The sequence below is a fragment of the Methylobacterium oxalidis genome, assembly GCF_007992195.1.
GTDB classification, from domain to species: domain Bacteria; phylum Pseudomonadota; class Alphaproteobacteria; order Rhizobiales; family Beijerinckiaceae; genus Methylobacterium; species Methylobacterium oxalidis.
Genome location: NZ_BJZU01000017.1, coordinates 79,179 through 101,921, shown reverse-complemented (window position 1 = coordinate 101,921; position 22,743 = coordinate 79,179). Strand labels below are relative to the sequence as shown.

Genomic DNA, 22,743 nt, shown 5'->3' with positions numbered 1-22,743 from the left:
CCGACGAACCATCACGGTGCGGGCGCGGACCCGGTCGCCCCATCTGAAGGACAGATCTCATGAGCATCCTCGCCACCGCCCTCCTCGACGCGGCGCCGGGCACGGGAGAGGGCGCGACGGTGGAATCGGCGGCCGGGATCCGTGCGGGCGACCGGACGCGGCGCGCGCCTGGAATGGCCAAGACGGCGATGACGCAGTAGGTCTCTTACCGGTCGGATGGCAGAGGATGGCCGCTCTCGCATACCGGATGCCGATGCCGGGTCCGACCTGGACCCGCTCGGACGCGCTGCCCGCCATGCAAGCCCGACACGCGACAGGACCCGGCGAGGCGTCCCTCTCGGCCGCGATGCGGGCGGCGCAGGACGGGGATGCGGCGGCTTATCGCCGGGTGCTGCGCGCGTGCGTGCCGGTGATCGCAGGGGTGGCGTGCGGGCAGGGCGTGCGCGGCGCCGCCGTGGACGACGTGGTGCAGGAGGCGCTGCTGACCATCCACCGGGCGCGGGCCACCTACGATCCGGCGCGGCCGTTCCTGCCCTGGCTGCGCGCCATCGCGCAGCGGCGGGCGGTCGACGCGCTGCGCCGCCAGAGCCGGCGCCCGCAGGAGGTGCACGACCCCGCTTCCCTGGACGGGCAGGAGGATGCGGGACCGGCGCCCGGTCAGGCCCTTGAGGAGGGCCAGGAGGCGCGCCTGCGCGAGGCCCGGCTCGCCCGGGCCGTGGCGAGCCTGCCCGCGGGCCAGCGCCAGGCGGTGGAGCACCTCGCACTCCACGAGCGCTCCCTCGCGGAGGCGTCCGCGCTGACCGGGCGCAGCAAGGGGGCTCTGAAGGTGAACCTGCACCGCGCCCTCAAGAGCTTGCGCGCGGCGCTCGCGCCCGACAGGGAGGGGCGCGATGTCTGAACCCGACCGTCACGACCGCCTCGTCGAGGATCTCGCTGGCTCTCTCGCGCCCGTGCGCCGGCTGCGGCCGCCGGGCCGCCGGGCCGTGCTGTGGTGCGGGGCGGCCCTCGCGCTCGGCCTCCTCCTCCTGCCCTTCGCGGACCTGTCCGGGCTCCGCCTCCGTCTCGCCGTGCCGGACCTTCAGGCCGCCGCGATCGGCGCCGCCCTGACGGCGGCGGCCGCCGCCTTCGCCGCCTTCCAGACGAGCGTGCCGGGCCGGGCGCGAGCCTGGGCGCTCCTGCCCCTGCCGCCGCTCGCGCTCTGGCTCGGGGCGAGCGGGCTCGGCTGCCTGCGCGCGTGGCTGGCGCCGTCCTCCGGCGTCGCGGACGCGGAGGAGATGCGGGGCTGCTTCGCGTTCCTGGTCAGCGTCTCGCTGCCGCTCTCCGTGCTGCTCGTGCTGATGCTGCGTCGGGCCTGCCCGCTGCGGCCGACCCTCACGGCGGCCCTGGCGGGCCTCGCCGCCGCGGCGGCCGCCGCCGCGCTCCTCGTGCCGCTCCACCCGCACGACGCCACCGCGACGGATCTCCTGGCGCACGGCGTCGCGGTCCTGCTGGTGATCGGCCTCAACGGGCTGTTCGGGGGCCGCCTCCTCGGTGGCCGGGCCGAGGGCGCCTGACCGCTCCCTCCCCGAGGCGCGGGCCTATGCGCGGCAGCCCGCATCCCGGGCTTCCCGATCGGACCTCGGGCAGCCTCACATCCGCGCGGAGGCGTGACGGGCGTCCGACAGGGCGTGGGCGAAGCGGTCGAGGCAGAGCGGGGGCTCGTGCTCGGTCAGGATCCGCTGGATCGCGACGCCGACGAAGTAGCCGTCGAGGACGAGCTTGAAGAACACCGTCACGGGCTGCGTCACGAACTCCATGTCGAGCACCACCTGGAGCGAGCGGCCCCAGTCGAGCCGCACGTCGGCCGCGTCGGCGTAGGCGAGCGTCGCCTCCTTGAAGAAGGGCTCGGCGGAGGAGGCGACGAGGTCGGCGATGTTGGCGTGGCGCTCGTTGTGGACCCAGCCGACGAGCAGGCCGCCGTCGAGGAGGCACAGCTCGGCGATGAAGTCGCGGATCTCGGCGGCGAAGACGCGCTCGACCGCCGCGACCTGTTCCGCGCAGGCGTAGCGCCCGGCCGCGAAATCGTGGACCGCAGAACTCATCGGGGCCTCGCGAACAGGAAGAACAGGATCTGCGCCACGGCGCGGTAGAACTCGGCCGGGATCGTCTGGTCGACCTGCACAGCATCGTACAGCGACCTTGCGAGAGGCTTGTCCTCGATCACGGCGATGCCGTGCGACTCGGCGATCTCGCGGATGCGCAGGGCGATCAGGTCCTTGCCCTTGGCGAGGACCAGCGGCGCCGGGTTCTCGGAGGGCTCGTAGCGGAGCGCCACGGCGAAGTGGGTCGGGTTGGCGATCACCACGGTCGCCCGGTCCACGGAGGCGAGCATGCGGTTGCGCGAGCGGTCCTGGGCGAGGGAGCGCAGGCGCGCCTTCACGCCCGGGTCGCCCTCCACCTGCTTCATCTCGTCCTTGATCTCCTGGCGCGACATCCGCAGCGAGCGCTGCCAGCGCAGGCGCGCCCAGACGAGGTCGCCCGCCACGATCACGATGGTGGCGATGCTCACCGCCGAGACGAGGCGGATCGAGAGGGTGAGGATCAGCTCCGGGAGCTGGCTCGGATCGACGTACATGGCATTGACGGCCTTCTGCCGCTCCGAGCGCAGGATGAGGAGAACGACGAGACTGACGGCAAGGACTTTAAGGACGGCTTTCAGGAACTCGACTTGTCCCGACCGGCCGAAGATCCGGCTCCAGCCGGCGGCGGGCGAGACGTTCCTCCATTTCGGGCGGATCCGCTCGCCCACCGCGCGGGGCACGTTCTGGATCAGCGAGGCCGCGAGCCCGAAGCCCGCGAGGATGAGGAGGATCGGCAGCAGGAACCGCCCGGCCGAGAGGCCCACCGCCTGCAGCAGCACCTGCACGTCGCCGCTCGCCTCGAGCCGGAAGCCGCCCGGATGGTCGAACAGCGCGGAGAGGTCCCGCGCGATCTGCGCCGCCTGCCCGCGCACGACGAGGCTCAGGCTGACGAGGAGCCCGAGGATCGCCGCGAAGGTCGGCGCCTCCCGCGAGAAGGGCACGTCGCCCTTCTCGATCGCCTCGCGGATGCGCCGGTCGGTCGGCGCCTCGGTCCGGCTCTCCTGGTCGGTCTCCTCGGCCATGCGTCAGTGACGCGCCGGCCGGAAGGTCTCAGCGGATGAGCGCTTCATCCTCGCCTCCCGGGTTGATCTCGATCTCGCCGCGCCCGGCCATCTCCATGGCGAGGTCCGTGATGCTGCGGCGCGCCTCCATCACGTCCTTCTGCGCGGCCGGCTCCCCGCCGTTCAGCTCGTGCTCGACCATGCGGCGCACCCGGGCCGAGAGGGCGCCGAGGATGACGCCGCGGAACTCCGCGTCGGTCCCCTTGAGCGCCAGGACGAGGCGGTCGTTCGGCACCGCGTCGAACAGGGCCGTGCGGGCGCGCGGGGCCAGCTTGACGATGTCGTCGAAGGTGAAGAGCAGGCCCTTCAGGGTCTCGACCGATTTCGGCCGCGTCTCCGCGAGGCTCGAGAGCACGTCGTCCATCTGGGCCCGGTCCATCTTGTTGATGATGTCGGCCATCTTGGCGTGCGTGTCGGCCCCGGAATTGCGCGGGCCGTTGATCATGAAGTCCTCGTGCAGGGTCTTCTCGACGCTCTGCAGGATCTCGTCGACGATCGGCTTGAAGCTCAGCATCCGCCGCATCACCGTGTTGCGCAGCGGGCCCGGCAGGTGGCCCATCACCTTGGCGGCGGTGGCGGGCTTGACGCGCGACAGGATGAGCGCCGCGGTCTGCGGGTGCTCCTTCACGAGATAGCCGGCGAGCACGCTCTCCGAGACCGTGCCCATCCGCTCCCAGACCGAACGGGCGGCGTTGCCGCGCACCTCGGCCAGGATGTCGGCGATCTGGTCGGCGGGCAGGATGCCGGTGAGGAGCTTCTCCACCTCCTGCGCGGTACCCACGAGGCTCGCGCCGTTCGCGAACTCCGCCGAGAAGCTCTCCACCACCGCATCGAGCTGGTTGGGGCTTACGGCCCCGAGATGCACCGCCGAGCGGGTGATGCGCTTCAGCTCGTCCGGCTCGAAATACTTCAGGAGGCGTCCCGCGGCGGGCTTGCCCATGGCGAGCAGAAGCGCCGCGACCTGATCGACCGGGTCGAGCGGCCGCGGCCCGCCGCGCACGACCGGGGGAGGCGCCACCACGGAAGGCGCCTCAGCCGTTCTGATCGGGATCGGCGGGGCCGACGACCTCGGTCAGCGAGACGCCGAAGCGGGAATTGTCCTCCTCGACGATCACGATCTCGCCGCGCGCGATCACGCGGCCGTTGACCATCACGTCGACGGGCTCGCCGACCCGGTGGTCGAGGGGGACGATGGCGCCGCGCCCGAGCTTCATCAGGTTGGCGACGGGCATGGTGGCCGAGCCGAGCACCACCTGCACGAGGACGGGAATGCGCAGTATCGAATCGAGATTGCGGCCGTCGCCGACCTGCGGGCCGGCGGTCGGGGCTGCATCGGGGAAGGGGCTGCTGCTCATCACGGGACTCGGGGGATCGCGGCCTACGGTCGGCTGGCAGGTCTAGGGGGTCTGGCTGGCCCGAGGCTGTCGCGGGTCCGGGCCGAAGGGCGGGGCGGCCTAGCGGCCGCCCTCCGCCCGCGCGGCGAGGAGGGCGCGGCGGGACGCCTCGAGGTCGGCCTGCGCCGCCCGCGCCTCCTCGATCTTGAGGCCGAGGGCGTCGAGCACCTCGCGGCCCTCGCCCGCGAAGCTGCGCACCGCCTCCCCCGCGCTGGCGAGGGCGTGGCCCGACTCCGCCATGGCCCGGCCGTAGGCGGCCTGCGCCCGGTCGAGCCGCTTGAGCTTGAGGTACATCGGCACAACGCAGGCGCTGGTGCCGACGAGGGCCGCCAGCAGAACGCCGTCAACCAAGGAGGCCATGAACGCCCTCTTCCCTGTCCTGATTGATCACTTCGTCGACCCGCAGCACGTAGGCGCCCTGGGCCTGGCCCGCGTGGCACCAGAACAGGGGCCGGTCGTTGCCCTCGAGCTTGACCCGGGTGGCGGGGGTGGCGTCGAGCGCGATCACCTGGCCGACCTTGAGGCCCGCGATCTCGCCGAGGGTGAGGTGGCGCTCCTCCAGCACCGCGCGCAGGTGCACCTCGGTCTTCTGGACCTCGGCGGCGATCTGCTGCGTCCAGCGCGGGTCGCGGGCGGCGGACTCGCCGGTCAGCACCTTGGCGAGGCTCGGGCGCAGGGGGTTGAGCACCGTCTGCGGGATCACGAGGAACATCTCGCCGCCGCGGTTGAGCGCCTGGAGCAGGAACTTGGCCTGCACCGCCTTGTTGCTGCGCCGCCCGATGACGGCGAACTCCATGCGGGTCTCCATCCGCTCCAGGCGGAAGGGCGTCTGCGAGACGAGGCCGAAGGAGGATTCGAGCGCCTTGCCGACCTGCTCGAAGATCATCCGGGCGATGGCCAGCTCGATCGCCGAGAAGTTGCGCTCGTCCTCGACGGGCTGCTCCGAGCCGTCGGCGCCGAACAGCACCTCGACCATGGTGAAGATGAAATCCCGGTCGAAGCCGACGAGGACGTGCCCGTCCCATTCGGGGGCGTGGAAGATGCCGACCACGGCGCTGGAATCGTAGGCGTCGAGGAACTCGCCGAAGCGCCCGCCCTGGACGCCGGACAGCGAGTAGAAGATCGTCGAGGCGGCGAGGTGCTTCAGCGCGTCGCCGCAGGCGGTGGCCAGCCGGTCGAAGATGACGTGGAGCATCGGCAGCCTGTCGAGGGACAGGCCGGCCGCCTCCTGGATGCGGGCGCGGATGTCGACGGGCTGCGAGGCGTGGGCGGGCGCGTCCATCTCAGGCCGCCTCCGCCCGGGCGCCGGGGACGGTGGCCGCCTCGACCTCGTCGATGGTCGGCCGGTCGGACGAGGCGATGCCCTTGCGGCCGTGCTCCACCGCGACCTGCGGAAGGGCGCCGTTCATGTAGGCGATGAGGCTCTGCTTGACGATCGTGTAGACCGCGCCCTGCTTCTCGCGCACGCCCTTGATCTTCACGGCGAGCGGCGCCAGCACCCCGTACGAGGCGAACACCCCGAAGAAGGTGCCGACGAGCGCCGCGCCGATGAGGCCGCCGAGGATCTGCGGCGACTGGTCGAGCGCGCCCATCGCCTTCACGATGCCGAGCACCGCCGCGACGATGCCCAGCGCCGGCAGCGCCTCAGCCACCGTGTTGATGGCGTTGTAGGGCTTGAGCGCGCTCTTGCGGTGGGTGCCGATCTCCTCCTCCATCAGCGCCTCGATCTCGTGCGAGCGGGCATTGCCGATCAGGATCAGCCGGCAGTAGTCGCAGATGAACAGAACCAGGTCCTGGTTCTTCGCGATGTCCGGGTAGTTCTTGAAGATCTCGGAATTGGCCGGATCGTCGAAATGCGTCTCGACCTCGTTGCGCGGCTTCGTCTTCAACTCGCGCATCAGGGCGTGCAGGAGGCCGAGCAGGGCGAGGTAGTCCTTGCGCTTGGGCACCTTGTCGGTGATCGCCTCCAGGGTGGCCTTGCCGGAATCGACCACCGTCTTCATCGGGTTGGCCATCACCAGGGTGCCGGCGGCCATGCCGCCGATGATGACGAACTCCCAGGGCTGCCAGATCACGATCAGGTGGCCGCCCATGGCGACGAAGCCGCCGAGCATGCAGCCGATCGCGATGACGAGGCCGATGAAAACGCCCATGCTGCCCTCCCGCGCCCCGCGCGCGGCGCGGACGAATCCGCCTTCGGGCCGAGGGAGTAGGGGGTAAGGCTTGCGCGGGGCTTTTCGGCCTGCCGCCGGCCCGCCCTCAACCCGAGCGCGCGCCGAGGTGCTCCCACCACCAGTTGAACACGTCGAGGCTCGTGCGGGCGGTCTCGCGGGCCACCTTCAGCTGCTCGGCGCGGAACTCGCTCGCCGTCGTGCCGAACTGGGCGCGGAAGCTCCGGCTGAAATGCGCCTCGCTCTGGAAGCCGTGCTCCGCGGCGAGCCGCGACAGCAGGCGCGTCTCCAGCGGGTCGCTCAGCGCCGCCCGCACGGCGAGCAGGCGCCGCTCCTGGACGCAGCGCATGATGCCCCCGTAGGGCGCGAACAGGCGGTAGAGGCTCGCCCGCGAGATGCCGAGCCTGGTCGCCAGCCAGTCCGGTCCGAGGTCGGGTAAGGCGAGGTTCTCGCGGATCGCCTGCTCGGCCAGCGCTAGGTGGCTCGTGTCGAGGGCCGGGGTGTCGAGGTGGTCGAGGGCGCGCGAGGGATCGAGCAGGGTCGACAGCACCTCCAGCGTGCGCTCGGTCACCCCGGGCACGTCCGCCTCGTCGAGATGGGCGCTGCGCTCGCGCAACGCGGTCAGGTGGGCCGCGAGCAGGCGGTTCCGGGCCGGCTCCAGGCGCGGCGGCAGGGCGAGATCGTCCACGCCGGGCAGGAGGTTGCGCGGGACGATCAGCGAGATCGTGTCCGAGGAGGCGGCGTGCGTGCTCACCTCGTGGCGCAGATCGATGACGGCGACCTGCGCGGACCAGATCGTGGTCTGGTGGCGGGTGATCGTGCCGTTGAAGCCGCCGACATTGTAGAGGTGGAACAGGACGTGGTCCGGCGTCCGCTCGATCAGCGCCCGGTCGCGGTGGAAGCTCTGGGCGGTGAAGACGACCCGCGCGACGATCATGTTGCCCATCACCACGCCGCTCGCGGAGCCGGTCGGATGGTGCTGGCTCGGGTGGAAGGCGCGGGGCTCGAAGAGCGCGCCGACGACGCCCTTCCAGATCTCGTAGGCCTGGGCATTGGGCAGGCCCGTCGTCAGGTAGTCCAGGCGCGGCAGGGTGGACACGCGGTGTCAAGACCTTCGAGGATGCGGGCCGTGGCTGACCGCGGGCGCTGCGGAACCGAGATGCGGGAGGCGCGCCGTCCTGTCGGGCGTGATCCGGTCGCGCCCCGGTTCCGCTCGCAAGCCGTCGCCGCCTCCGACGCCTCGGGCGCCCATGGACAAGGGTTCGGACGCCTGACGGGAGCGAAAGTTCCCAGGGTCCGGCGGCCTCATTGCGACGGATCAGCCGTCGCGGTCAACAGCAAATCTGTTTTCTGCTGCCGTGTAATTCTGCACAGATGCGGCTTCGAGACGGCGGCGCCTGAACAAGGATTGCTGAGGCAACCGGCTGATTGAATACAAGCGGTGCATGGACTGGGGGCATCTGGCGGCGGCCGCTGTAGCGAAGCCCTGATGACGTGCCGAACGTCCGTCGAGATCTCTCAGATCTGCCGCCTGCCGCTCCGCCTCCATCCGTGACTGGCGCCGAGGCAGGGCCGTGATGCGGGAAGCGCGGCGCGGAGAGGCCGCAGGCATCCCTCCACGTTCGCGGGGAACATACCGCAAGTTGCAGAGTCGCCCTTTCGGTGACCGCAAACCGGAAAGGTGCTGCCCATGTTCATGAGGATCGACCGCCTCCAGGCCGAGTTGCCCCAGCCGAAGAAGCCCGACCCCAACGCGGCCGCCGCTCTGCAGGAGTTGCTCGGCGGCAAGTACGGCGAGATGTCTACCCTCGGGAACTACATGTTTCAGAGTTTCAATTTCCGGGACAAGTCGAAGCTCCGGCCCTTCTACAGCCTCGTCTCCAGCATCTTCGCGGAAGAGCTCGGCCACGTCGAATTGGTCTCTACCGGGGTCGCGATGCTGAACAACGGCAGCGGTGACCAGACCGAGGACGTCGACGTCTCGAAGGCGCCGTTCCACGACATGCAGGACATCCGCCTCGCCGGCAGCTTCCTCAGCAACGGCGGCGGCGCCATGCCGATGAACTCGAACGCCGCGTCGTGGAACATGGACATGGTCACGACGACGGGGAACATCATCATCGACCTCCTGCACAACTTCCACTTGGAATGTGGGGCGCGCCTCCACAAGCTGCGGGTCTACGAGACCCTGAAGGACCCGACCGGGCGAGAGGTCTGCGGTTATCTCCTCGTGCGGGGCTCGGTACACGCCCACGCCTACGCGCTGGCGCTGAAGAAGCTCACCGGGGTCGAGATCGAGAAGATGCTCCCGACCCCCAACATCGATCTCAGCCGCATCCCCGAGTGTCAGAAATACCTCAACGAGGGCAGCCACCGGCGCCTCTACCGATTCAGTCCGAGCGACTACCAGGAGGCGGCGGGCGTCTGGTCGAACGACGAGGTGGCGCTGCCCGGCGATCCTCCCGGCAATCTGGAGGTGGTGGACGGTATGCCGGAGGGCGGCAAGATCCCCGAGCTCGACGGGAATTACGGGGCTTTCGCCCCGAACTATGCGCCGGAGGAGATCTTCGAGGTGGCGAGCAAGCTCTATAAGAAGAGCCGCTGAGGCATCAGAGGCCCGGCGCGGGGCGCGTCCCCGCCCGGGCCCATCCCACGAGGGCAGGGGCATTGACGGACAAGGCCGCGATCACGTTCGAGCAGATCCGCGAGCGCGCCTACGAGATCTGGGAGCGCAATCACCGGCCTGCCGGGTTCGAGATCGAGTTCTGGCTCCTCGCCGAGCGCGAGCTCCGGGCCGAGCGCGAGCGCAAGCGCGGGGCTGGCCACGAGCCGGCGGGCGGAGCGGGCGGGGAGGGGGCGGCGAGCTAGAGCCCGGTCCTGCCCGCCTCGGGCATCCAGCGCCTGAGGACGAGGTGGGTCGGCGCGAAGAGCAGGGCCGGCAGGCCGACGATCAGCCCGGCGAGCCACGCCCAGGCCGGCACCAGGGTCTGCGCGGCGCGGTCGCTCATCCCCCAGACGTAGTTGATGTTGACCGGCGTCAGGCCCGGGTCCGGGGTCGGCCCCGGCATCAGGAAGAAGCAGACGAGGAGGGTCGCGACGGCCGAGGCTGTCCACGCGGCGAGCGCCCGCCGGTCGTAGCCGAGGCGGAGCACGAGATAGACGAGCAGGATCGGCAGCCAGCCGTGGAATCCCGAGAGGGCGCGCAGGAACAGGGGCTTGGCCGGATCGAACATGTACTCCGTCATGCCCGTGATCGGCAGGCCGATCGCGGTGCCGAGGAAGTCGGCGATCCAGAGCACCTGCGGTGCCAGGATGCCCACGGCGCACATGGAGATCAGGAGCGGGCTCTCGAGCCAGATGCCGACGAGCGTGAGCAGGATGGCCTGGTCGCAGAAGTACAGGAGGTTCGTCGGCCCGTAAGCGTGCAGGTAGACGGGCAGGATCACGGCCGCGAACAGGCTGTAGCCGATCCGGACCGGGGCGGGGATGCGCCGGGCACCGCGCCTGCGCGCCGGGCTCGGGAGAATAGGGCGGGCGTCGGCGTCGAGGGTCGTCATGGCGGGGCTCATCGGAAGGCGGCGGGTCGGAGGGTGAGGGGCCCGGCGCGGCGGCCGGGCCCGGGGCGGCGCTACTCCTTGCCCACCGACATCAGCAGGCGCTCCGTCCGCGCATCCTCGATGCGGTTGAGCATCCGCTTGGCCTCGTGGACGTCGCGCACCGTCTTGGTGACGGTGACGCAGGACTGCACCAGCATCACGACGCCCATGGCGAGGTAGCCCTTCAGCCAGAAATCCACCGGCATGAAGAGGATGCCGAAGCCGACCATCGCGGCGGCACCGATGAAGGACGCGTAGGTGAAGCTGACCCAGGCGCCGGAGTGGCGGGGTGTCTCGTTGGTCATGGCGGTTCCTCTCGGGGTTGCGTGGCGTTTGCGGGATCAGGCGGTTTCGGCGGCAAGGCCGGCCGAGCGGCGCAGGCGCTCGAGGACGGCGCTGCCGGTCGGGCGGTCGCTGCCGCCGAAACCCTCGCGCCTGAGGCGCTCGGCGATGTCGGCGCCGGGCTCGGCCTCGGCCAGCGCCGCCTCGGTGTCGGCGGTCTCCGCCTGAAGCTCCCTCAGCCGCGCGAGGGTGGCCTCGGCCTCGCGCAGGGTCGTGGTGTCCTGCGGCCGGGCGCTCGCACCGAGGCGCCGCACGGCTTCCGCGGCGGCCGCGACCCGGCGGCCGCGCTCGAGCTCGGCCTGACGGCGGCCCGCCTCCGCCACCGTCTCGCGGATGCGGGCGACCTCCGCGGTGAAGGTGGCGCGGGCGGCGCGGATCGCGTCGCGTTCCGCTTCCAGCTCGGCGATGGCCTCGGCGGCTTCCGCGGCGAGATCCTCGCGGCCGGCCTTCAGCGCGGCGACGGCGCGGGTCTCCAGGTCCTGTGCTCGGGCCTCGGCGGCCTCGGCGCGCCGGGCCTCGGCCCGGTCGCCGGAAATCGCCACGGCCAGCGCCCGCCGGCTGCGCTCCAGCGAGGCGCAGGTCTCGCGGATCTGCTGGTCGAGGATCAGGAGGGCGTTCTGGTCGAAGAAGTCCTCGGCGGCGCGGGCGGCGGCGCCGCGGGCGAGGAGACGAAACAGCTTGAGCATCGGTGGCTCCGTTCGTTGAACAGCGTTCACACTCCCTGTGTGGCAGTGGTTTGAACGGTGTTCAAGTGTGTTTTTGCACGACGTGCAAAAGCGGAGCGGGGCTCATCCGCCGCAGTGCGGGCCGGAAACCGCCGGCGGCCGGGCGAGTTTGCGATGCGCGAGTTGATTTAGCTCGGCTCGACACAACTTCAGCGCGCATCGGCCCGGGGCGAGACGCCCGGCCGCGCGCGGCGACCCACCCGGAGACGCCCGATGAACCTCGTCCACAAGCCGCTCGCCGAACAGGTCATCGTCGTCACGGGCGCCTCGAGCGGCATCGGCCTCGCCACCGCCCGCATGGCGGCGGAGCGGGGCGCCCGCGTCGTGCTGGTGGCCCGGGACGGGGAGGCACTCGCCCGCATCCGCGCCGAGATCGAGGCGGCGGGCGGGCGCGCCCTCGACGTCGTGGCCGATGTCGGCCGCCGCGCGGAGGTGCAGGCCGTCGCCGACCGGACCATCGCCGAGTTCGGCGGCTTCGACACCTGGGTGAACGTCGCCGGTCTGACGATCTACGGTTATGTGTGGGAGGTCAGCGATGAGGACGCCGCCCGCCTGCTGCAGACGAACCTGTGGGGCACGATGTACGGCTCGCTCGTCGCCGTCGAGCACCTGCGCCGGGGCGGGGGTGCCCTCATCAACATCGGCAGCGTCGCCTCCGACCTCGCCTTCCCGCTCCAGGGGATCTACTGCGCCAGCAAGCACGCGGTGAAGGGCTTCACCGACGCCCTCCGCATGGAGCTTCTGCAGGTGGGGGCGCCCGTCTCGGTGACCCTCGTCAAGCCGACCTCGATCGACACGCCGCTGCCGCAGCGGGCCCGCAACTACACCGACCGAGAGCCGAAGCTGCCGCCCCCGGTCTACCCGCCGGAAGAGGTGGCCCGCGCGATCCTCCACGCCGCCGTGCACCCGCAGCGGGACATTTTCGTCGGCGGCGGCGGCAAGATCCTGACGGGGCTGAAGGAGTTCGCGCCGGGCGCCTACGACCTCCTGGCGCCCGCCGTCACCAGTCTGCAGCGGCGGGACGAGGCCCCGCGCAACCCGGAAGGCGCGCTCCACCGCCCCGCCGGCGACGGGCAGGCGCACGGCAGCCATCCCGGCTACGTCATGCGCACGAGCGCCTACACGCGGGCGACCCTCCACCCCTTCGCCACGGCCGGGATGGTCGCCGCGGGCGTCGCCATGACGGCGGCCCTGATGCTCGCCGGCGGCCCGCGCGGCAACCGCCGGACCTGAGCCGCATGACCGGCCGCCCGCGGCCGTGATATGCCCGCTGCCGTGTCGGAGGGGGCAATCGTCCGGGGATGGGGCAGCGGGGGGTGAGAGCGGGGGCGGCCCGGGCGGCCTGTGCGGTGCTGCTCGCGCTCGGCATCGCGGGACCGGTCGCGGCGGGCGGGTACGACCCGCGCATCCTGCCGGCCAAGCCCCGCTACGCGCGCAACGCCGCCTGCAGCGACGTCACCATCGCGATGCCGCCCGCGACGCACCGGCTGCCGGGCAGCAACCGGATCTCGCCCCAGCCCGCCGACATCCCGGTCGGCCAGGGCGACAGCGCGATCTGCTTCGCCTACGCCACCGCCGACATGATCTCGCAGCGGGTCGGCCGTGCCGTCTCGCCCCTCGACGTTGCCTCGAAATTCTACTTCGCCGATCCCGCCCGCCTGCCCGAGATCCGCGATCCCCGGATCCGGGCCCATCTGCGGGCGCATCCGACCTACCGCGCCGACATCGACTGGAGCCGCAACGCCACCGACATCAGCCGGGACGGCAACCCGCAGGCGCAGCCCTACTTCGACAAGTTGGAGGGCGGCGAGGAGGATGCGGCGGCCCTGCTCTACAATCTCGGCGGCCTCTGCGCGGAGCGGGACCTGCCCTCGCACGAGGGTTACGCGCACTTCACCCGCACCTTCGCGGCCCTGCGCTACGGCGCCCCGGTGCGGGCGCCGAACCAGTGCTTCCGGAGCGTCGGCGCCACGGTCGACAGGCTGCGCAGCCGCCGCGCCGACGCCGTCAACGCGGCGTGGCTCGCCCGGGTCGAGACGCTGTGCCGGCGCGAGCCCTCGCCGGTGCCGCTGCTGCCGGTCTCCTTCCGGGTCGCCTCGAACCAGCTCGAGTTCATGGAGATGCTGGAGGCCGGCCGGGCGCCGAGCGCGAGCACCGTCTCGCGGATGCTCGCCATGGTCGACTACGCCCTCGATCACGGCCGCGCCCCGACCGTCGGCTACAGCTGGTACGTGCTGGAGGAGCGCGACCCGAAGGACCCGGACGTGGCCGCGGACCATTCGAGCGCCATCGTCGCCCGGCGCCGCACGGCCCGGGGCTGCCAGTACCGCGTGCAGGACAACACGGGCGAGTACTGCGCCCGGATGCGCGAGGGGATCCGGGAGCGCTGCGACAACGGCCGGATCTGGCTGTGGGAGGAGGAACTGAAGCGCACCCTCTACAGCGTGATCTACCTGCGCTGAGGCACGAAGGCCGCGACCCGATCCGCGTCCGAGTTGTTGTTCCACCGATTCCGCCGTGGCAGTAGGACCGCGATGGCCAACGACAAGCACAAGCGCTTCGCCGCCTATCTCGTTGCCGTGACGCCGGTTTCCGAGACCGACAGCCAGCCGGCGGACGCGGTCTACGCGGTCGTCCGGCAGAGCCCGGCGGAGGCTGTGTCCGCGGTGCGCGCACTCGTCGAGGGCGAGGCCCGCGTCGCCGTCGTGGGCAGCCTCTCGGCGAGGACGACCAAGGCCATCAACCTGCAGCCCGGCGAGGTCCGGATCATCTGAGGGCGCCCGCGCAGTTGACGCCCGGGCGCCGCGATCCCGCGCCGCGGGGCAGTCGGCAGCATCGGGCATCGCGGCGCCGCGCGGGCGAGGGGGAGGATGATCGATGGAAGGCCGCCCGGCTCGCCGCGCCGCAGGGATGCCCCCCGGCCGCCTCCGCGTCGTCGGCGCCCTCGGCATCTTCGAGATCCTGGCCTGGGGCTCCTCCTTCTACCTGCTCTCGGTTCTCGCGGCGCCGATCGCCGCCGAGACCGGCTGGCCGCTCTCGGGCATCGTCGGCGGCCTCTCCGCGGGGCTGCTCGTGGCAGGGCTCGCCTCGCCGCAGGTCGGCGCGATCATCGACCGGCGCGGCGGCCGGCCGGTGCTCGCCTTCTCGGCGCTGGTGATGGCGCTCGGCCTCGTGATCCTGGGGCTCGCGCCGACGCTGCCCGTCTTCCTCGGCGGCTGGATCCTTCTCGGGCTCGGCATGGGCTCGGGCCTCTACGATCCGGCCTTCGCCACCCTCGGCCGCCTCTATGGCGCGGAGGCGCGGCCGGCGATCACGACCCTCACGCTCTGGGGCGGCTTCGCCAGCACGGTGAGCTGGCCGCTCTCGGCGCTCCTCGTCGATCAGGTTGGCTGGCGCGGCACCTGCCTCGCCTACGCGGGACTTCAGCTCTGCGTCTCCCTCCCGCTCGTGCTCGGCCTCTTGCCGGAGGCCGGCGCGGGGTCGGCCCACAGCGGCGCGGCCTCCTCGCCGGCGCCGGCCGCGCTCGACCCGCGGGAACGGCGGGCCTTCCTGCTGATGGCCGGGGTGCTCACCCTCGGCGGCGCCGTGATGACGCTCGTCTCGGTGCACCTCGTCACGCTGCTGCAGGCCCGCGGCGTGCCGCTCGCCTCCGCCGTCACCTACGGGGCCCTGATCGGCCCGTCGCAGGTGGCGGCGCGGGTCGTCGAGATCGCCGGTCGCGGCCGCTACCACCCGCTCTGGACGCTGACCGCCGCGATGAGCCTCGTCGCCCTCGGCATCCTGCTCCTCGCGGACGGGCTGCCGGTGGTGGGGATGGCGCTCGTCCTCTACGGCGCGGGCAACGGCATCTACTCGATCGCCCGCGGCACCGTGCCCCTCGTCCTGTTCGGGCCGGAGCGCTACGCGCGGCTGATCGGGCGCCTCGCCCGCCCCGGGCTCGTCGCGCAGGCGCTGGCGCCGCTGCTCGGCGCCTTCGTGCTGACGCACGGGGGCGCCGACGCGCTGTTCGCGGTGCTGGCGGCCCTCGCGCTGGCGAATGTCGGGCTCGTCCTCGCCCTCTGGCGGGTCCGGTAGGGACGCTTCAGACGTAGTGGCGGAACACGACCTCGCCGGCCGGCCGGGCCGGGAGGGCGCGGTCGCGCTGGGCGGCCTCCTGCAAGGCGCGGCCGGCCGCCGTGAGGATCCGGGACATCGGGCGCAGGAGCCGGCGGAGCGGGCGGGCGGCTGACATGCGGGCCTCCTCTCGATGCTCGGGGACTGGAGCGAGTCCGGTCATACCCGGTCAAGGTTGCCGAGGTGTTTCTTGCGCACGCCCTGATTGTTTCGTGATCCGCCCGCGGCAGGGTCGGGCGATCCGGCCCCTATGTGGTATGGGCCCGTGCGGGGCAGGGCAGGGGATCCGGGACGCGGTGTCGGAGGGCGTGAGCAGGACGGGCGGCAACGGTGGCGCCTTCCGCCTGATGCGGGCGGCGGCGGGCGGGCGTCCGCTCGCCCTCCACATGATCATCGTGGTGGTGCTCCTCGCCACGGCCGTCACGGCCGGCGGCACGCTCCACGCGCCGAGCTACTGGGTGGTGCTCGGCGTCTACGCGATCTGCTCCCTCGGCCTCGGCCTCGCCTCCCGCGAGCCGGGAACGCGCCTCGCGGCCGGCGAGGAGGAGGGCGGGCGCGAGCCCGATTGGCTGGCCTGGGCCTCGACCCTGCTCAACGCCGGCATCGCCCTCTACCTCGTCGTCGAGCATATGCTGGCGGGTGCCGTATCCGAGGCCGAGGACGCGGTCGCCGCGGTGAGCCGGCTGCCGGCCTTCCTGCTCCTCCTGCAGACCGGCCTGACCATGCGGGTCGCCCACACGATCCTGTTCTGCGGGCTGGTGACGCTCGCCTGGGGCGGCACCATCCTGTTCGCCGCCCTCGTGCCGGGCAGCATGCATCTCGGGCCGCGGGTGTCCCTGACGGAGGAGGTCTTCAGCCTCCTCACCTTCCTGGCCGCGGGCCTCGTGGTGATCGACGGCACCCGGCGCCTGCGCTCGGCCGTGGCCACGGCCCTGCGCGTCGAGCGCGAGAAGGCGGTGCTGGCCCGCTTCGTGCCCGGCAAGGTCGCCGCAGACCTCGCCCGCGAGGGCGGCCTCGGCACCGCCCGGGCGCGCCACGCCTGCCTGTTCGCCCTCGACATCCGCGGCTTCTCCGCCCTCACGCGGGAGCACGCCCGCGACGATGTGGTGCGCGCCCTTCTGGACATCCGCGCGCTGACACACGCGGTCGTGACGGAGGAGGGCGGCATCGTCGACAAGTATGTCGGCGACGCAATCCTCGCGCTCTTCGTATCCGGACGGCCCGGGGAGCAGGCGCGGGCGGCGCTCCGCAGCGCGCGGGCGATCGGGCGGCGGCTGCAGGAGCTCAACGCGACGCGGCGGCGCGAGGGCCAGCCCGACCTGTCGATCATCGTGGCGCTGCATGCCGGCGAGGTGCTCGTCGGCGTGTTCGACGACGGGTACCGGGCGGAGTTCACGGTGCTTGGGACGGCGATGAACCAGCTCGCCCGCATCGAGAGCCGCGCCAAGGCGGCGGGCCTCGAACTCGCCCTGTCGGAGACCTTCGCGCAGCTCCTCGGTGATCCGCCGGGCGACGGCCTCGCTCTCTGCCCCGTGCGCGAGCCGGCGGGCGCGGCCGGAAGCCTGCCTCTCCTCACGCTCGCCTGACCCCGCCTCGAGCCATACGGCCGGGACCGGGCAGCCGCTCCCTGCCTGCGATCCCGATGCGGCGCCCCAAGAACAGGGCGAGCAGAGATCCGATCTCTCGGATCTTTGGCATACAAAATATCTCCGATTCACGGCGACCCGACAGTCCTCTTTAATCCCGGTCGGTTCCGTGAGCCCCGGCGTTGCGGTGCGCTCCGTCACCATGAAGATTAAACTTCGGATTAAAACGCAGGAAATTCGAGGTGTTGTTCATCACTTGCATATAATACATCAGGAGATATTTAGAAACTCATCTGATGTTTGGTCGTTCAAGACCTAGACATCGTCCAATCGAAGGAAAGGACTGAGATGATGAGGTTCTGCGCCGCTCCTGCCGTCCTCGCCCTGCTCCTCGGGCTGACGGGCCACGCCGCCGCCGAGGGAAGCCGCCAACCCGCGGGCGGGGCTCACATGAGCTCCTTCGTGCACCACCCCTACCACGACCCCCGCTCGCTCCACTCGCAGCGCCGGTCGACGGGCCAGATCCTCGGCCAGCCCATGCTCTCGGAGCGCGCCGGCATGCACCGCGGCTCGCCCCGCCTCGTCGAGCCGCACTGGGCCTCGGGCTGGCGCCGGCGCTGAGGCGGGGGCGGAGCGGACGAGGATCGGGTTTCGGGCAGGAAAGGGGATCGGATGAGTTCACGGGGTCAGCGCCAGGGGGTCGCGGCGGAGGTGGAGCGGCAGCTCGCCGTCAGCCGCACCCGTTGCCGGAGCGACACCGCGCGGCCTGCGGTCGCGCTCACGCTCGGGCAGTGGCGCACGGTCGAGACGATCCTGCGCACCGAGATCGGCCAGTGGCACCAGGGGCGGGGCATCAACCCGGAGCGGGTCGATACCGGCTTCATGGTGCTGGCGGCGGTCCGCTACAGCCTGGGCCGCCCGTGCCACGCGGCGAGCCTGTGCACCGGCTGGCTCCGCACGCACTGGGCGGCCCTGCGCGAGGGGGACCGCGACGAGATCCTCGCCGACATCGAGCGCCACCTCGCCGAGGCGGGCGGCGCGGACGACGAGGCCGACCGCGCCGCCTGGATCGCCTTCGTGTCCTGGACGCGCGCCGGCCAGGACGGGGCGGAGGCGCCGCTCGCGCCGCTGGCGGGCTACCGCCTCGGCATCCTCGCCCGCGCCCCCCGCACCTACGCGGCGGGCGATGCGCAGATCCAGGCCCTGCACAACCGCGGCCTCGTCGCGCCGACAGGCTCCGTCGATGCCGAAGGGCGGCGCGAGTGGGCGATCACGAAGGCGGGCCGCGCCACGCTGGAGCGGCAGCCATGAGGCGAGGGGGCAAGGCCCTTCGGGGCATCACACGGGAATCCACACGCGAACAGGAGATCAGTCATGCTTCGTCTTGTCGGTACAGCGGCCCTTGCCGGACTTACCCTCGGCCTCATCGGCGCGACGGTGACGGGAGCCGCCGCCGAGGCCCGGCGCGATCAGCAGCCCGGACACTGGGCGATCTACCCCGGTCCGCACGGTGAGCTGTTCGGCGCCGAGATCGGCGGCGGGACGATCGCGCCGCGCTCGCCCTCGAGCGACCAGATCCGCGGCCCCGTGCACGACAGCACCACCGGCGCCGTCCGGCCCGGAAACCCCTCACCCTCCGTCCGCTGAGCCGATGCCCGCACAGTCCGAGGATTTAACATGACCAAGCGTCCCGCCATCTTCGCCGCCCTGCTCGCCCTCGGCCTCGCCGCCCCCGTCACAGGGGCCTCGGCCTACGGTTTTCCAGGCTCCATCGAGGAGGTCGCGCCGCGGCTGTTCCTCGAGGATCCGGCCCGCAACGGGGCGCGGCCGGTCTACGGTGCCTCGCCCTACGGCCGGTGCATCCCGAGTTCGGCGAGCGAGGGCAACGCCAACCAGCAGAACCGGCCGGTGAAGCAGTACGGGCAGACGTCGGGCGGCTCGGCCTGCTGACCGTGCCCCGGCGCCGCCCCGCACCCGCGCCGGGCGGCGTCCCGACCAACCGCAGGGAGATCACGCCCATGGTCCCGACCAAGATCCCGGCCGTCCTGGCGGCGGCCGGCGCCTTCCTCCTGCTCTCCGGGCCCGTCGCGGCGGCTGCGACGGCGGTCACGGGGACCGGAGGCGGGCCCCAGACGACGATCACGGCACCCCACACCTCGGCCTCGGGCCAGACGCTGCCGCCCGGCGCGGCGGCGGCGCCGACCGCGGATCCGGAGGCACGCACGCCGCGCCAGGAGGCGCTCGACCGGGTGCTCGACGGGGTCTGCAGCGGCTGCCGCTGAGGCGTCCGCACCCTGCGGTCGCACGTCACTGGGCATGACGGCGGGAAATCGCAAGGGCGGTTAACCTGCGTCAATCAAAGGCGCTTCCGCACCGGCTAGCTAGACTATGCCGACGGTACAGCCGCGGTGAGCGCGGGGCGTCGGGAAAATCTGCCGCGCTTCGAACGTCGGAGTGGGGCAAGGGCGCGTGGTTTCGGCTGCCGAACAGTCGCTGGGTGTGCTGATCCGTAAGCTGGAGTCCATCGCGTCACTGTCGCCGCAGGAGCGACAGGCGCTGACAGGGCTGTCCGTGACTGTCCGGACACTCTCCGCGGGCCAGGATATCGTGCGCGATGCCGACCGGACGACGCAATGCTGCCTCGTCGTCCAGGGCTGGACCGGCCGCTACAAGCTGCTCACCCGCGGACGTCGGCAGATCTTCTCCTTCCACGTTCCCGGCGACATCCCCGACCTGGAAAGCCTGTTCCGACCGGTGATGGATCACAGCGTCGCCACCCTTACCAAGGCCACGGTCGCCTTCATCCCGCACGAGAGCCTGCGCGAGCTGATCGCCGCGCATCCGGGGCTCGCGGCGGTGTTCTGGCGCAGCACCCTCATCGACGGCGCCGTCTTCCGCGCCTGGATGCTCGGCCTCGGCCGCCGCTCCGCCTTCGAGCACATGGCGCATCTGTTCTGCGAGCTCTACCTCAAGCTCCGCGCGGTCGGGCTCGCCGGTGACGGGCGCTGCCCGCTGCCGATCACGCAGGTGGATCTCGGCGATGCGCTCGGCCTCTCGAACGTGCACGTCAACCGCGTGCTGCAGGTGCTGCGGGGGCAGAAGCTGATCAGCCTGCACAGCAGCACCCTCGTGATCGAGGATTGGCCGGCCCTCGTCCGCATCTCGGAGTTCGATCCCGAATATCTCGGCCTGGAGAAGTTGGTCGCGACCTGAGCCGGGGTTCCGGTCAGCCGACGATGCTCAGGATCTGCCAGGCCGACCAGGCCATCAGGCCGAGGGACGCCTTGAGCAGGACGACGACGCAGAGCCAGGGCACGGGACGTTTCTCCGAATTTCGATGGTCTCTATTGCATCTTCAAGTTGCAAACATTGCGTGAGTTGGCAATCCGGTTTGTTGCCGGCCAATGACCATCCCGCAGGGGGTGCGGATTAACAATAACCCGCGCGGTTAAGACGAGACTTTCTCGGGCGAGGACACGGCGTCGGACTGCGGAAGCCGATCGCGGCGGGAGGAGGCCGCGCGGGGCGGCGCGGCATCGGTCCGGATCTTCGGGCCGCGACTCTTCGCGCCGGGGAACCGGGAACCGCGGACCCGCCGTCCTGTTCTCCTCCCGCGCTTGGGGGGATGGGAGATGCCGCGCTTCTTCATCGACTCGGACGACGGCGAACTGAACGTGCGCGACGAGGAGGGGCAGGACCTTCCCGACGCGACGACGGCGCGCCGCCTCGCGACCGCGATGCTGCCCGACATGGCCCGCGAGAAGATCGCTTCGGGCGATCGGCACACCTTCCTGGTCCAGGTGCGGGACGAGGCCGGCACGACCCTCTATCAGGGCATGCTCAACTTCGTCGGCGCGTGGCAGGACCCGGGCGCCTCAACCTAGCGGCCAAGAGCCGGCGAGGATCGCGATCAGCGCGAGCGTGCCGAGCAGCGCTCCCGACAGGGTGACCCGCAGGCGGGTACGCGACGCGGCCGGCGCGGCGTTGTCGTTCGCCGCCCGGCCGCGGCCGGGGCGGCCGAGATGGCGCTCCACGGCGGGGTAGGAATCGACGATCCGATGCGAGACGGCCCCGCGGATGCCGGCGGCGAACATCTGTATCCTCCCGGTCCGGATCCTCGCGCGGGCGTCCGGTCGCTCGGCCCTGACCGGGCGGCGCCTCGCTCGGCGGCGGAGGTCCGTTTGCCGATCAGGCTAAGGCCGATCGTGGCGCCGCGTCAAAGCCATTCGCGGCCGATCCCCGCCTCTCGACTCCCCGGCTCTCGGCATCGGGTCACGCCGGGGCGGATACGGAACGCTTCTCGATCCGGTTCAGCCGCAGGGCGAGCGCGAGTGCGAGGGCGAGCAGGCCGGCGTTGAAGCCGGCCACGGCCGGCCAGCCGGCCGCCGACCAGAACCAGCCGCCGGCCGAGCCCATCAGGCTCGATCCCAGATAGTAGGCGAGCAGGTAGAGCGAGGCGGCGTGCCCCTTGGAGCCCTGCGCCATCCGGCCGACCCAGCCACTCGCCACCGCGTGGGCGATGAAGAAGCCCGCCGTCACGGCGACGATGCCCGCGAAGATGCCGCCGAGCGCGGCAAGGCAGGTCAGGGCGGTGCCGGCCGCCATGGTGAGCACGCCCGCGATCAGCACGGGCCCCCGCCCGAGCCGGTCGGCGAGCGACCCGGCCAGGGTGGAGGCGGCCACGCCGAACAGGAACACCGTGAAGATCGCGCTGATCTGCCCCTGGCTGAAGCCGTAGGGGGCGGCCGTCAGCCGGAACGTCAGGTAGTTGAACGTGCTCACGTAGGCGCCGAGGACGAGGAAGCCGATGGCGAACAGGAGCGGCAGGCCCGGATTGCGCAGGTGCTTCAGCCAGGCGTCCCGGTGGTGGACGAGGGACACGCCGCGGCGCCGAACGACGTTGCGCGAGGCGGGCAGCAGGACGAAGAACCCGAGGGCCGCGGCGAGGTCGACGGCGCCGAGGACCCCGAGGGCGGTCCGCCACGAGGCGAACTCGGCCAGGATCCCGATGCCGACCCGCCCCATCATGCCGCCGAAGGCGGTGCCGCCGACGTAGAGGCCCATGGCCGCGCCGAGCGCCCGCGGGTGGATCTCCTCGGCGAGATAGGCCATGGCCACGGCCGGCACGCCCCCGAGGAGGATGCCCTCCAGCGCCCGCAGGGCGAGCACGGCGTGCCAGCTCGGCGCGAGCGCGCTGCCGATATGCAGCAGCGCCGCGCCGGTCATCGAGCCGAACATCAGGCCGCGGCGGCTGACGGTCTCCGAGACGGCGCCGGCGCACAGGATGGAGAAGGCCAGGAACCCCGTCGTCAGCGACAGAGCGAGCGAGCTGGCCGACGGGCTGATGCCGAACTCGTCGACGAGCCCCGGCAGCAAGGGCTGCACCGCGTAGATCAGCGAGAAGGTGGAGAAGCCGGCGAGGAACAGGGCCGCGCTGATGCGCCGGTAGGGGCCCGTGCCCGGCTCAGTCCAGGTCGCCGCCCGCGCCTCTCCGGCCTGCGACCCGCCCGCCGAGGCCGCGGGCCCGCGGCGGGGGAGCGTCGCGGAACGGGCGGCAGGGGCCGGCACGAGGTCGGCGGCGGGGCTGGCACTGCTCACGGCTGGTCTTCCGGTCTGACCAGCGCGTTGTACGCGC

General features: G+C 71.9%; 31 protein-coding genes. 17 read left to right on the top strand and 14 right to left on the bottom strand.

What is annotated here, in order from left to right:
• The first annotated feature begins 59 nt into the window (after positions 1–59).
• The 3 genes from MOX02_RS31020 (at position 60) to MOX02_RS06015 (ending at position 1,553) form a co-directional block, all read left to right on the top strand.
• Positions 60–200 carry a hypothetical protein gene (locus MOX02_RS31020; protein WP_170267692.1) on the top strand — a complete coding sequence of 47 codons (141 nt, stop codon included), beginning with the start codon at positions 60–62 and terminating at the stop codon, positions 198–200.
• 95 nt (positions 201–295) lie between these two features.
• On the top strand, positions 296–898 hold the full coding sequence (locus MOX02_RS06020; RefSeq protein ID WP_147024921.1) for an RNA polymerase sigma factor: 603 nt from the start codon (positions 296–298) through the stop codon (positions 896–898).
• Positions 891–1,553 (top strand): NrsF family protein, encoded by a 663-nt coding sequence (locus tag MOX02_RS06015; RefSeq protein WP_147024890.1) that lies wholly within the window; start codon positions 891–893, stop codon positions 1,551–1,553. Before MOX02_RS06020 ends, MOX02_RS06015 begins: the two co-directional genes overlap by 8 nt.
• A 75-nt stretch (positions 1,554–1,628) precedes the next feature.
• Here MOX02_RS06015 and MOX02_RS06010 read toward each other — a convergent pair whose 3' ends face one another.
• From MOX02_RS06010 to MOX02_RS05975, 8 genes are all read right to left on the bottom strand, one after another.
• The gene (locus tag MOX02_RS06010) at positions 1,629–2,081 is read right to left on the bottom strand and encodes a BspJ family T4SS effector nucleomodulin (protein WP_147024889.1); all 453 of its coding nucleotides are present in this window, start codon (positions 2,079–2,081) and stop codon (positions 1,629–1,631) included.
• Positions 2,078–3,142, bottom strand: coding sequence for a flagellar biosynthesis protein FlhB (gene flhB / locus MOX02_RS06005; RefSeq protein ID WP_147024888.1), 1,065 nt, complete (start codon positions 3,140–3,142; stop codon positions 2,078–2,080). The genes MOX02_RS06010 and flhB overlap by 4 nt, the downstream gene beginning before the upstream one ends.
• Positions 3,143–3,170: 28 nt before the next feature.
• On the bottom strand, positions 3,171–4,199 hold the full coding sequence (locus MOX02_RS06000) for a flagellar motor switch protein FliG (protein WP_147024920.1): 1,029 nt from the start codon (positions 4,197–4,199) through the stop codon (positions 3,171–3,173).
• A gap of 13 nt (positions 4,200–4,212) precedes the next feature.
• Positions 4,213–4,536, bottom strand: coding sequence for a flagellar motor switch protein FliN (gene fliN, locus MOX02_RS05995; protein ID WP_147024887.1), 324 nt, complete (start codon positions 4,534–4,536; stop codon positions 4,213–4,215).
• A gap of 99 nt (positions 4,537–4,635) precedes the next feature.
• Positions 4,636–4,935, bottom strand: a complete 300-nt coding sequence (locus MOX02_RS05990; RefSeq protein WP_147024886.1) for a hypothetical protein — start codon at positions 4,933–4,935, stop codon at positions 4,636–4,638.
• Positions 4,919–5,857, bottom strand: a complete 939-nt coding sequence (locus MOX02_RS05985; protein WP_147024885.1) for a flagellar motor switch protein FliM — start codon at positions 5,855–5,857, stop codon at positions 4,919–4,921. The genes MOX02_RS05990 and MOX02_RS05985 overlap by 17 nt, the downstream gene beginning before the upstream one ends.
• Before the next feature lies 1 nt (position 5,858).
• Positions 5,859–6,728 carry a flagellar motor stator protein MotA gene (gene motA / locus MOX02_RS05980; protein ID WP_147024884.1) on the bottom strand — a complete coding sequence of 290 codons (870 nt, stop codon included), beginning with the start codon at positions 6,726–6,728 and terminating at the stop codon, positions 5,859–5,861.
• Positions 6,729–6,834: 106 nt separating this feature from the next.
• The gene (locus MOX02_RS05975; RefSeq protein WP_174804881.1) at positions 6,835–7,845 is read right to left on the bottom strand and encodes a helix-turn-helix domain-containing protein; all 1,011 of its coding nucleotides are present in this window, start codon (positions 7,843–7,845) and stop codon (positions 6,835–6,837) included.
• Positions 7,846–8,436: 591 nt separating this feature from the next.
• Between MOX02_RS05975 and MOX02_RS05970 the strand changes: the two genes are divergently transcribed.
• Both MOX02_RS05970 and MOX02_RS05965 read left to right on the top strand, forming a co-directional pair.
• A complete protein-coding gene (locus MOX02_RS05970) occupies positions 8,437–9,351 on the top strand; it encodes a manganese catalase family protein (protein ID WP_147024883.1) in 915 nt (304 codons plus the stop codon).
• Positions 9,352–9,413: 62 nt separating this feature from the next.
• A complete protein-coding gene (locus tag MOX02_RS05965; RefSeq protein ID WP_147024882.1) occupies positions 9,414–9,614 on the top strand; it encodes a DUF2934 domain-containing protein in 201 nt (66 codons plus the stop codon).
• Here the strand turns inward: MOX02_RS05965 and MOX02_RS05960 are convergent.
• The 3 genes from MOX02_RS05960 to MOX02_RS05950 form a co-directional block, all read right to left on the bottom strand.
• Positions 9,611–10,303: a hypothetical protein gene (locus MOX02_RS05960; protein ID WP_147024881.1), complete on the bottom strand. Its 693-nt coding sequence runs from the start codon at positions 10,301–10,303 to the stop codon at positions 9,611–9,613. The genes MOX02_RS05965 and MOX02_RS05960 overlap by 4 nt on opposite strands.
• Before the next feature lie 71 nt (positions 10,304–10,374).
• The gene (locus tag MOX02_RS05955) at positions 10,375–10,647 is read right to left on the bottom strand and encodes a YiaA/YiaB family inner membrane protein (RefSeq protein WP_147024880.1); all 273 of its coding nucleotides are present in this window, start codon (positions 10,645–10,647) and stop codon (positions 10,375–10,377) included.
• A 36-nt stretch (positions 10,648–10,683) separates the two neighbouring features.
• Entirely contained in the window at positions 10,684–11,370 is a 687-nt protein-coding gene (locus MOX02_RS05950) for a PspA/IM30 family protein (RefSeq protein ID WP_147024879.1), read from the bottom strand.
• Positions 11,371–11,622: 252 nt separating this feature from the next.
• On the opposite strand from MOX02_RS05950, the gene MOX02_RS05945 reads away from it, so the two are divergent.
• The 4 genes from MOX02_RS05945 (at position 11,623) to MOX02_RS05930 (ending at position 15,483) form a co-directional block, all read left to right on the top strand.
• Positions 11,623–12,642, top strand: coding sequence for an SDR family oxidoreductase (locus MOX02_RS05945; protein WP_147024878.1), 1,020 nt, complete (start codon positions 11,623–11,625; stop codon positions 12,640–12,642).
• Between the two features lie 83 nt (positions 12,643–12,725).
• Positions 12,726–13,871, top strand: a complete 1,146-nt coding sequence (locus tag MOX02_RS05940; RefSeq protein WP_306424506.1) for a hypothetical protein — start codon at positions 12,726–12,728, stop codon at positions 13,869–13,871.
• A 72-nt stretch (positions 13,872–13,943) separates the two neighbouring features.
• Positions 13,944–14,183 (top strand): hypothetical protein, encoded by a 240-nt coding sequence (locus MOX02_RS05935; protein ID WP_147024876.1) that lies wholly within the window; start codon positions 13,944–13,946, stop codon positions 14,181–14,183.
• A 103-nt stretch (positions 14,184–14,286) separates the two neighbouring features.
• A complete protein-coding gene (locus tag MOX02_RS05930) occupies positions 14,287–15,483 on the top strand; it encodes an MFS transporter (RefSeq protein ID WP_238179045.1) in 1,197 nt (398 codons plus the stop codon).
• A 7-nt stretch (positions 15,484–15,490) separates the two neighbouring features.
• Here MOX02_RS05930 and MOX02_RS31015 read toward each other — a convergent pair whose 3' ends face one another.
• A complete protein-coding gene (locus MOX02_RS31015) occupies positions 15,491–15,640 on the bottom strand; it encodes a hypothetical protein (protein WP_170267690.1) in 150 nt (49 codons plus the stop codon).
• 190 nt (positions 15,641–15,830) lie between these two features.
• Here MOX02_RS31015 and MOX02_RS05925 point away from each other — a divergent pair, with 190 nt between their 5' ends.
• From MOX02_RS05925 to MOX02_RS05890, 8 genes are all read left to right on the top strand, one after another.
• Positions 15,831–17,108: an adenylate/guanylate cyclase domain-containing protein gene (locus MOX02_RS05925; protein ID WP_238179046.1), complete on the top strand. Its 1,278-nt coding sequence runs from the start codon at positions 15,831–15,833 to the stop codon at positions 17,106–17,108.
• A 348-nt stretch (positions 17,109–17,456) separates the two neighbouring features.
• Positions 17,457–17,729: a hypothetical protein gene (locus MOX02_RS05920; RefSeq protein WP_147024875.1), complete on the top strand. Its 273-nt coding sequence runs from the start codon at positions 17,457–17,459 to the stop codon at positions 17,727–17,729.
• 51 nt (positions 17,730–17,780) lie between these two features.
• Positions 17,781–18,419, top strand: a complete 639-nt coding sequence (locus MOX02_RS05915; protein WP_147024874.1) for a hypothetical protein — start codon at positions 17,781–17,783, stop codon at positions 18,417–18,419.
• A 63-nt stretch (positions 18,420–18,482) separates the two neighbouring features.
• Positions 18,483–18,755, top strand: coding sequence for a hypothetical protein (locus tag MOX02_RS05910; protein WP_147024873.1), 273 nt, complete (start codon positions 18,483–18,485; stop codon positions 18,753–18,755).
• Between the two features lie 30 nt (positions 18,756–18,785).
• Positions 18,786–19,058, top strand: a complete 273-nt coding sequence (locus MOX02_RS05905) for a hypothetical protein (protein ID WP_147024872.1) — start codon at positions 18,786–18,788, stop codon at positions 19,056–19,058.
• A gap of 68 nt (positions 19,059–19,126) precedes the next feature.
• On the top strand, positions 19,127–19,390 hold the full coding sequence (locus MOX02_RS05900; protein ID WP_238179048.1) for a hypothetical protein: 264 nt from the start codon (positions 19,127–19,129) through the stop codon (positions 19,388–19,390).
• Positions 19,391–19,679: 289 nt separating this feature from the next.
• Positions 19,680–20,321, top strand: a complete 642-nt coding sequence (locus MOX02_RS05895; RefSeq protein WP_306424507.1) for a Crp/Fnr family transcriptional regulator — start codon at positions 19,680–19,682, stop codon at positions 20,319–20,321.
• 419 nt (positions 20,322–20,740) lie between these two features.
• Entirely contained in the window at positions 20,741–20,992 is a 252-nt protein-coding gene (locus MOX02_RS05890; RefSeq protein WP_147024870.1) for a DUF6894 family protein, read from the top strand.
• Here the strand turns inward: MOX02_RS05890 and MOX02_RS05885 are convergent.
• On the bottom strand, positions 20,984–21,202 hold the full coding sequence (locus MOX02_RS05885) for a hypothetical protein (protein ID WP_147024869.1): 219 nt from the start codon (positions 21,200–21,202) through the stop codon (positions 20,984–20,986). The two genes, MOX02_RS05890 and MOX02_RS05885, sit on opposite strands and share 9 nt — an antisense overlap.
• Before the next feature lie 178 nt (positions 21,203–21,380).
• On the bottom strand, positions 21,381–22,706 hold the full coding sequence (locus MOX02_RS05880) for an MFS transporter (protein WP_238179050.1): 1,326 nt from the start codon (positions 22,704–22,706) through the stop codon (positions 21,381–21,383).
• Between the last annotated feature and the right edge of the window lie 37 nt (positions 22,707–22,743).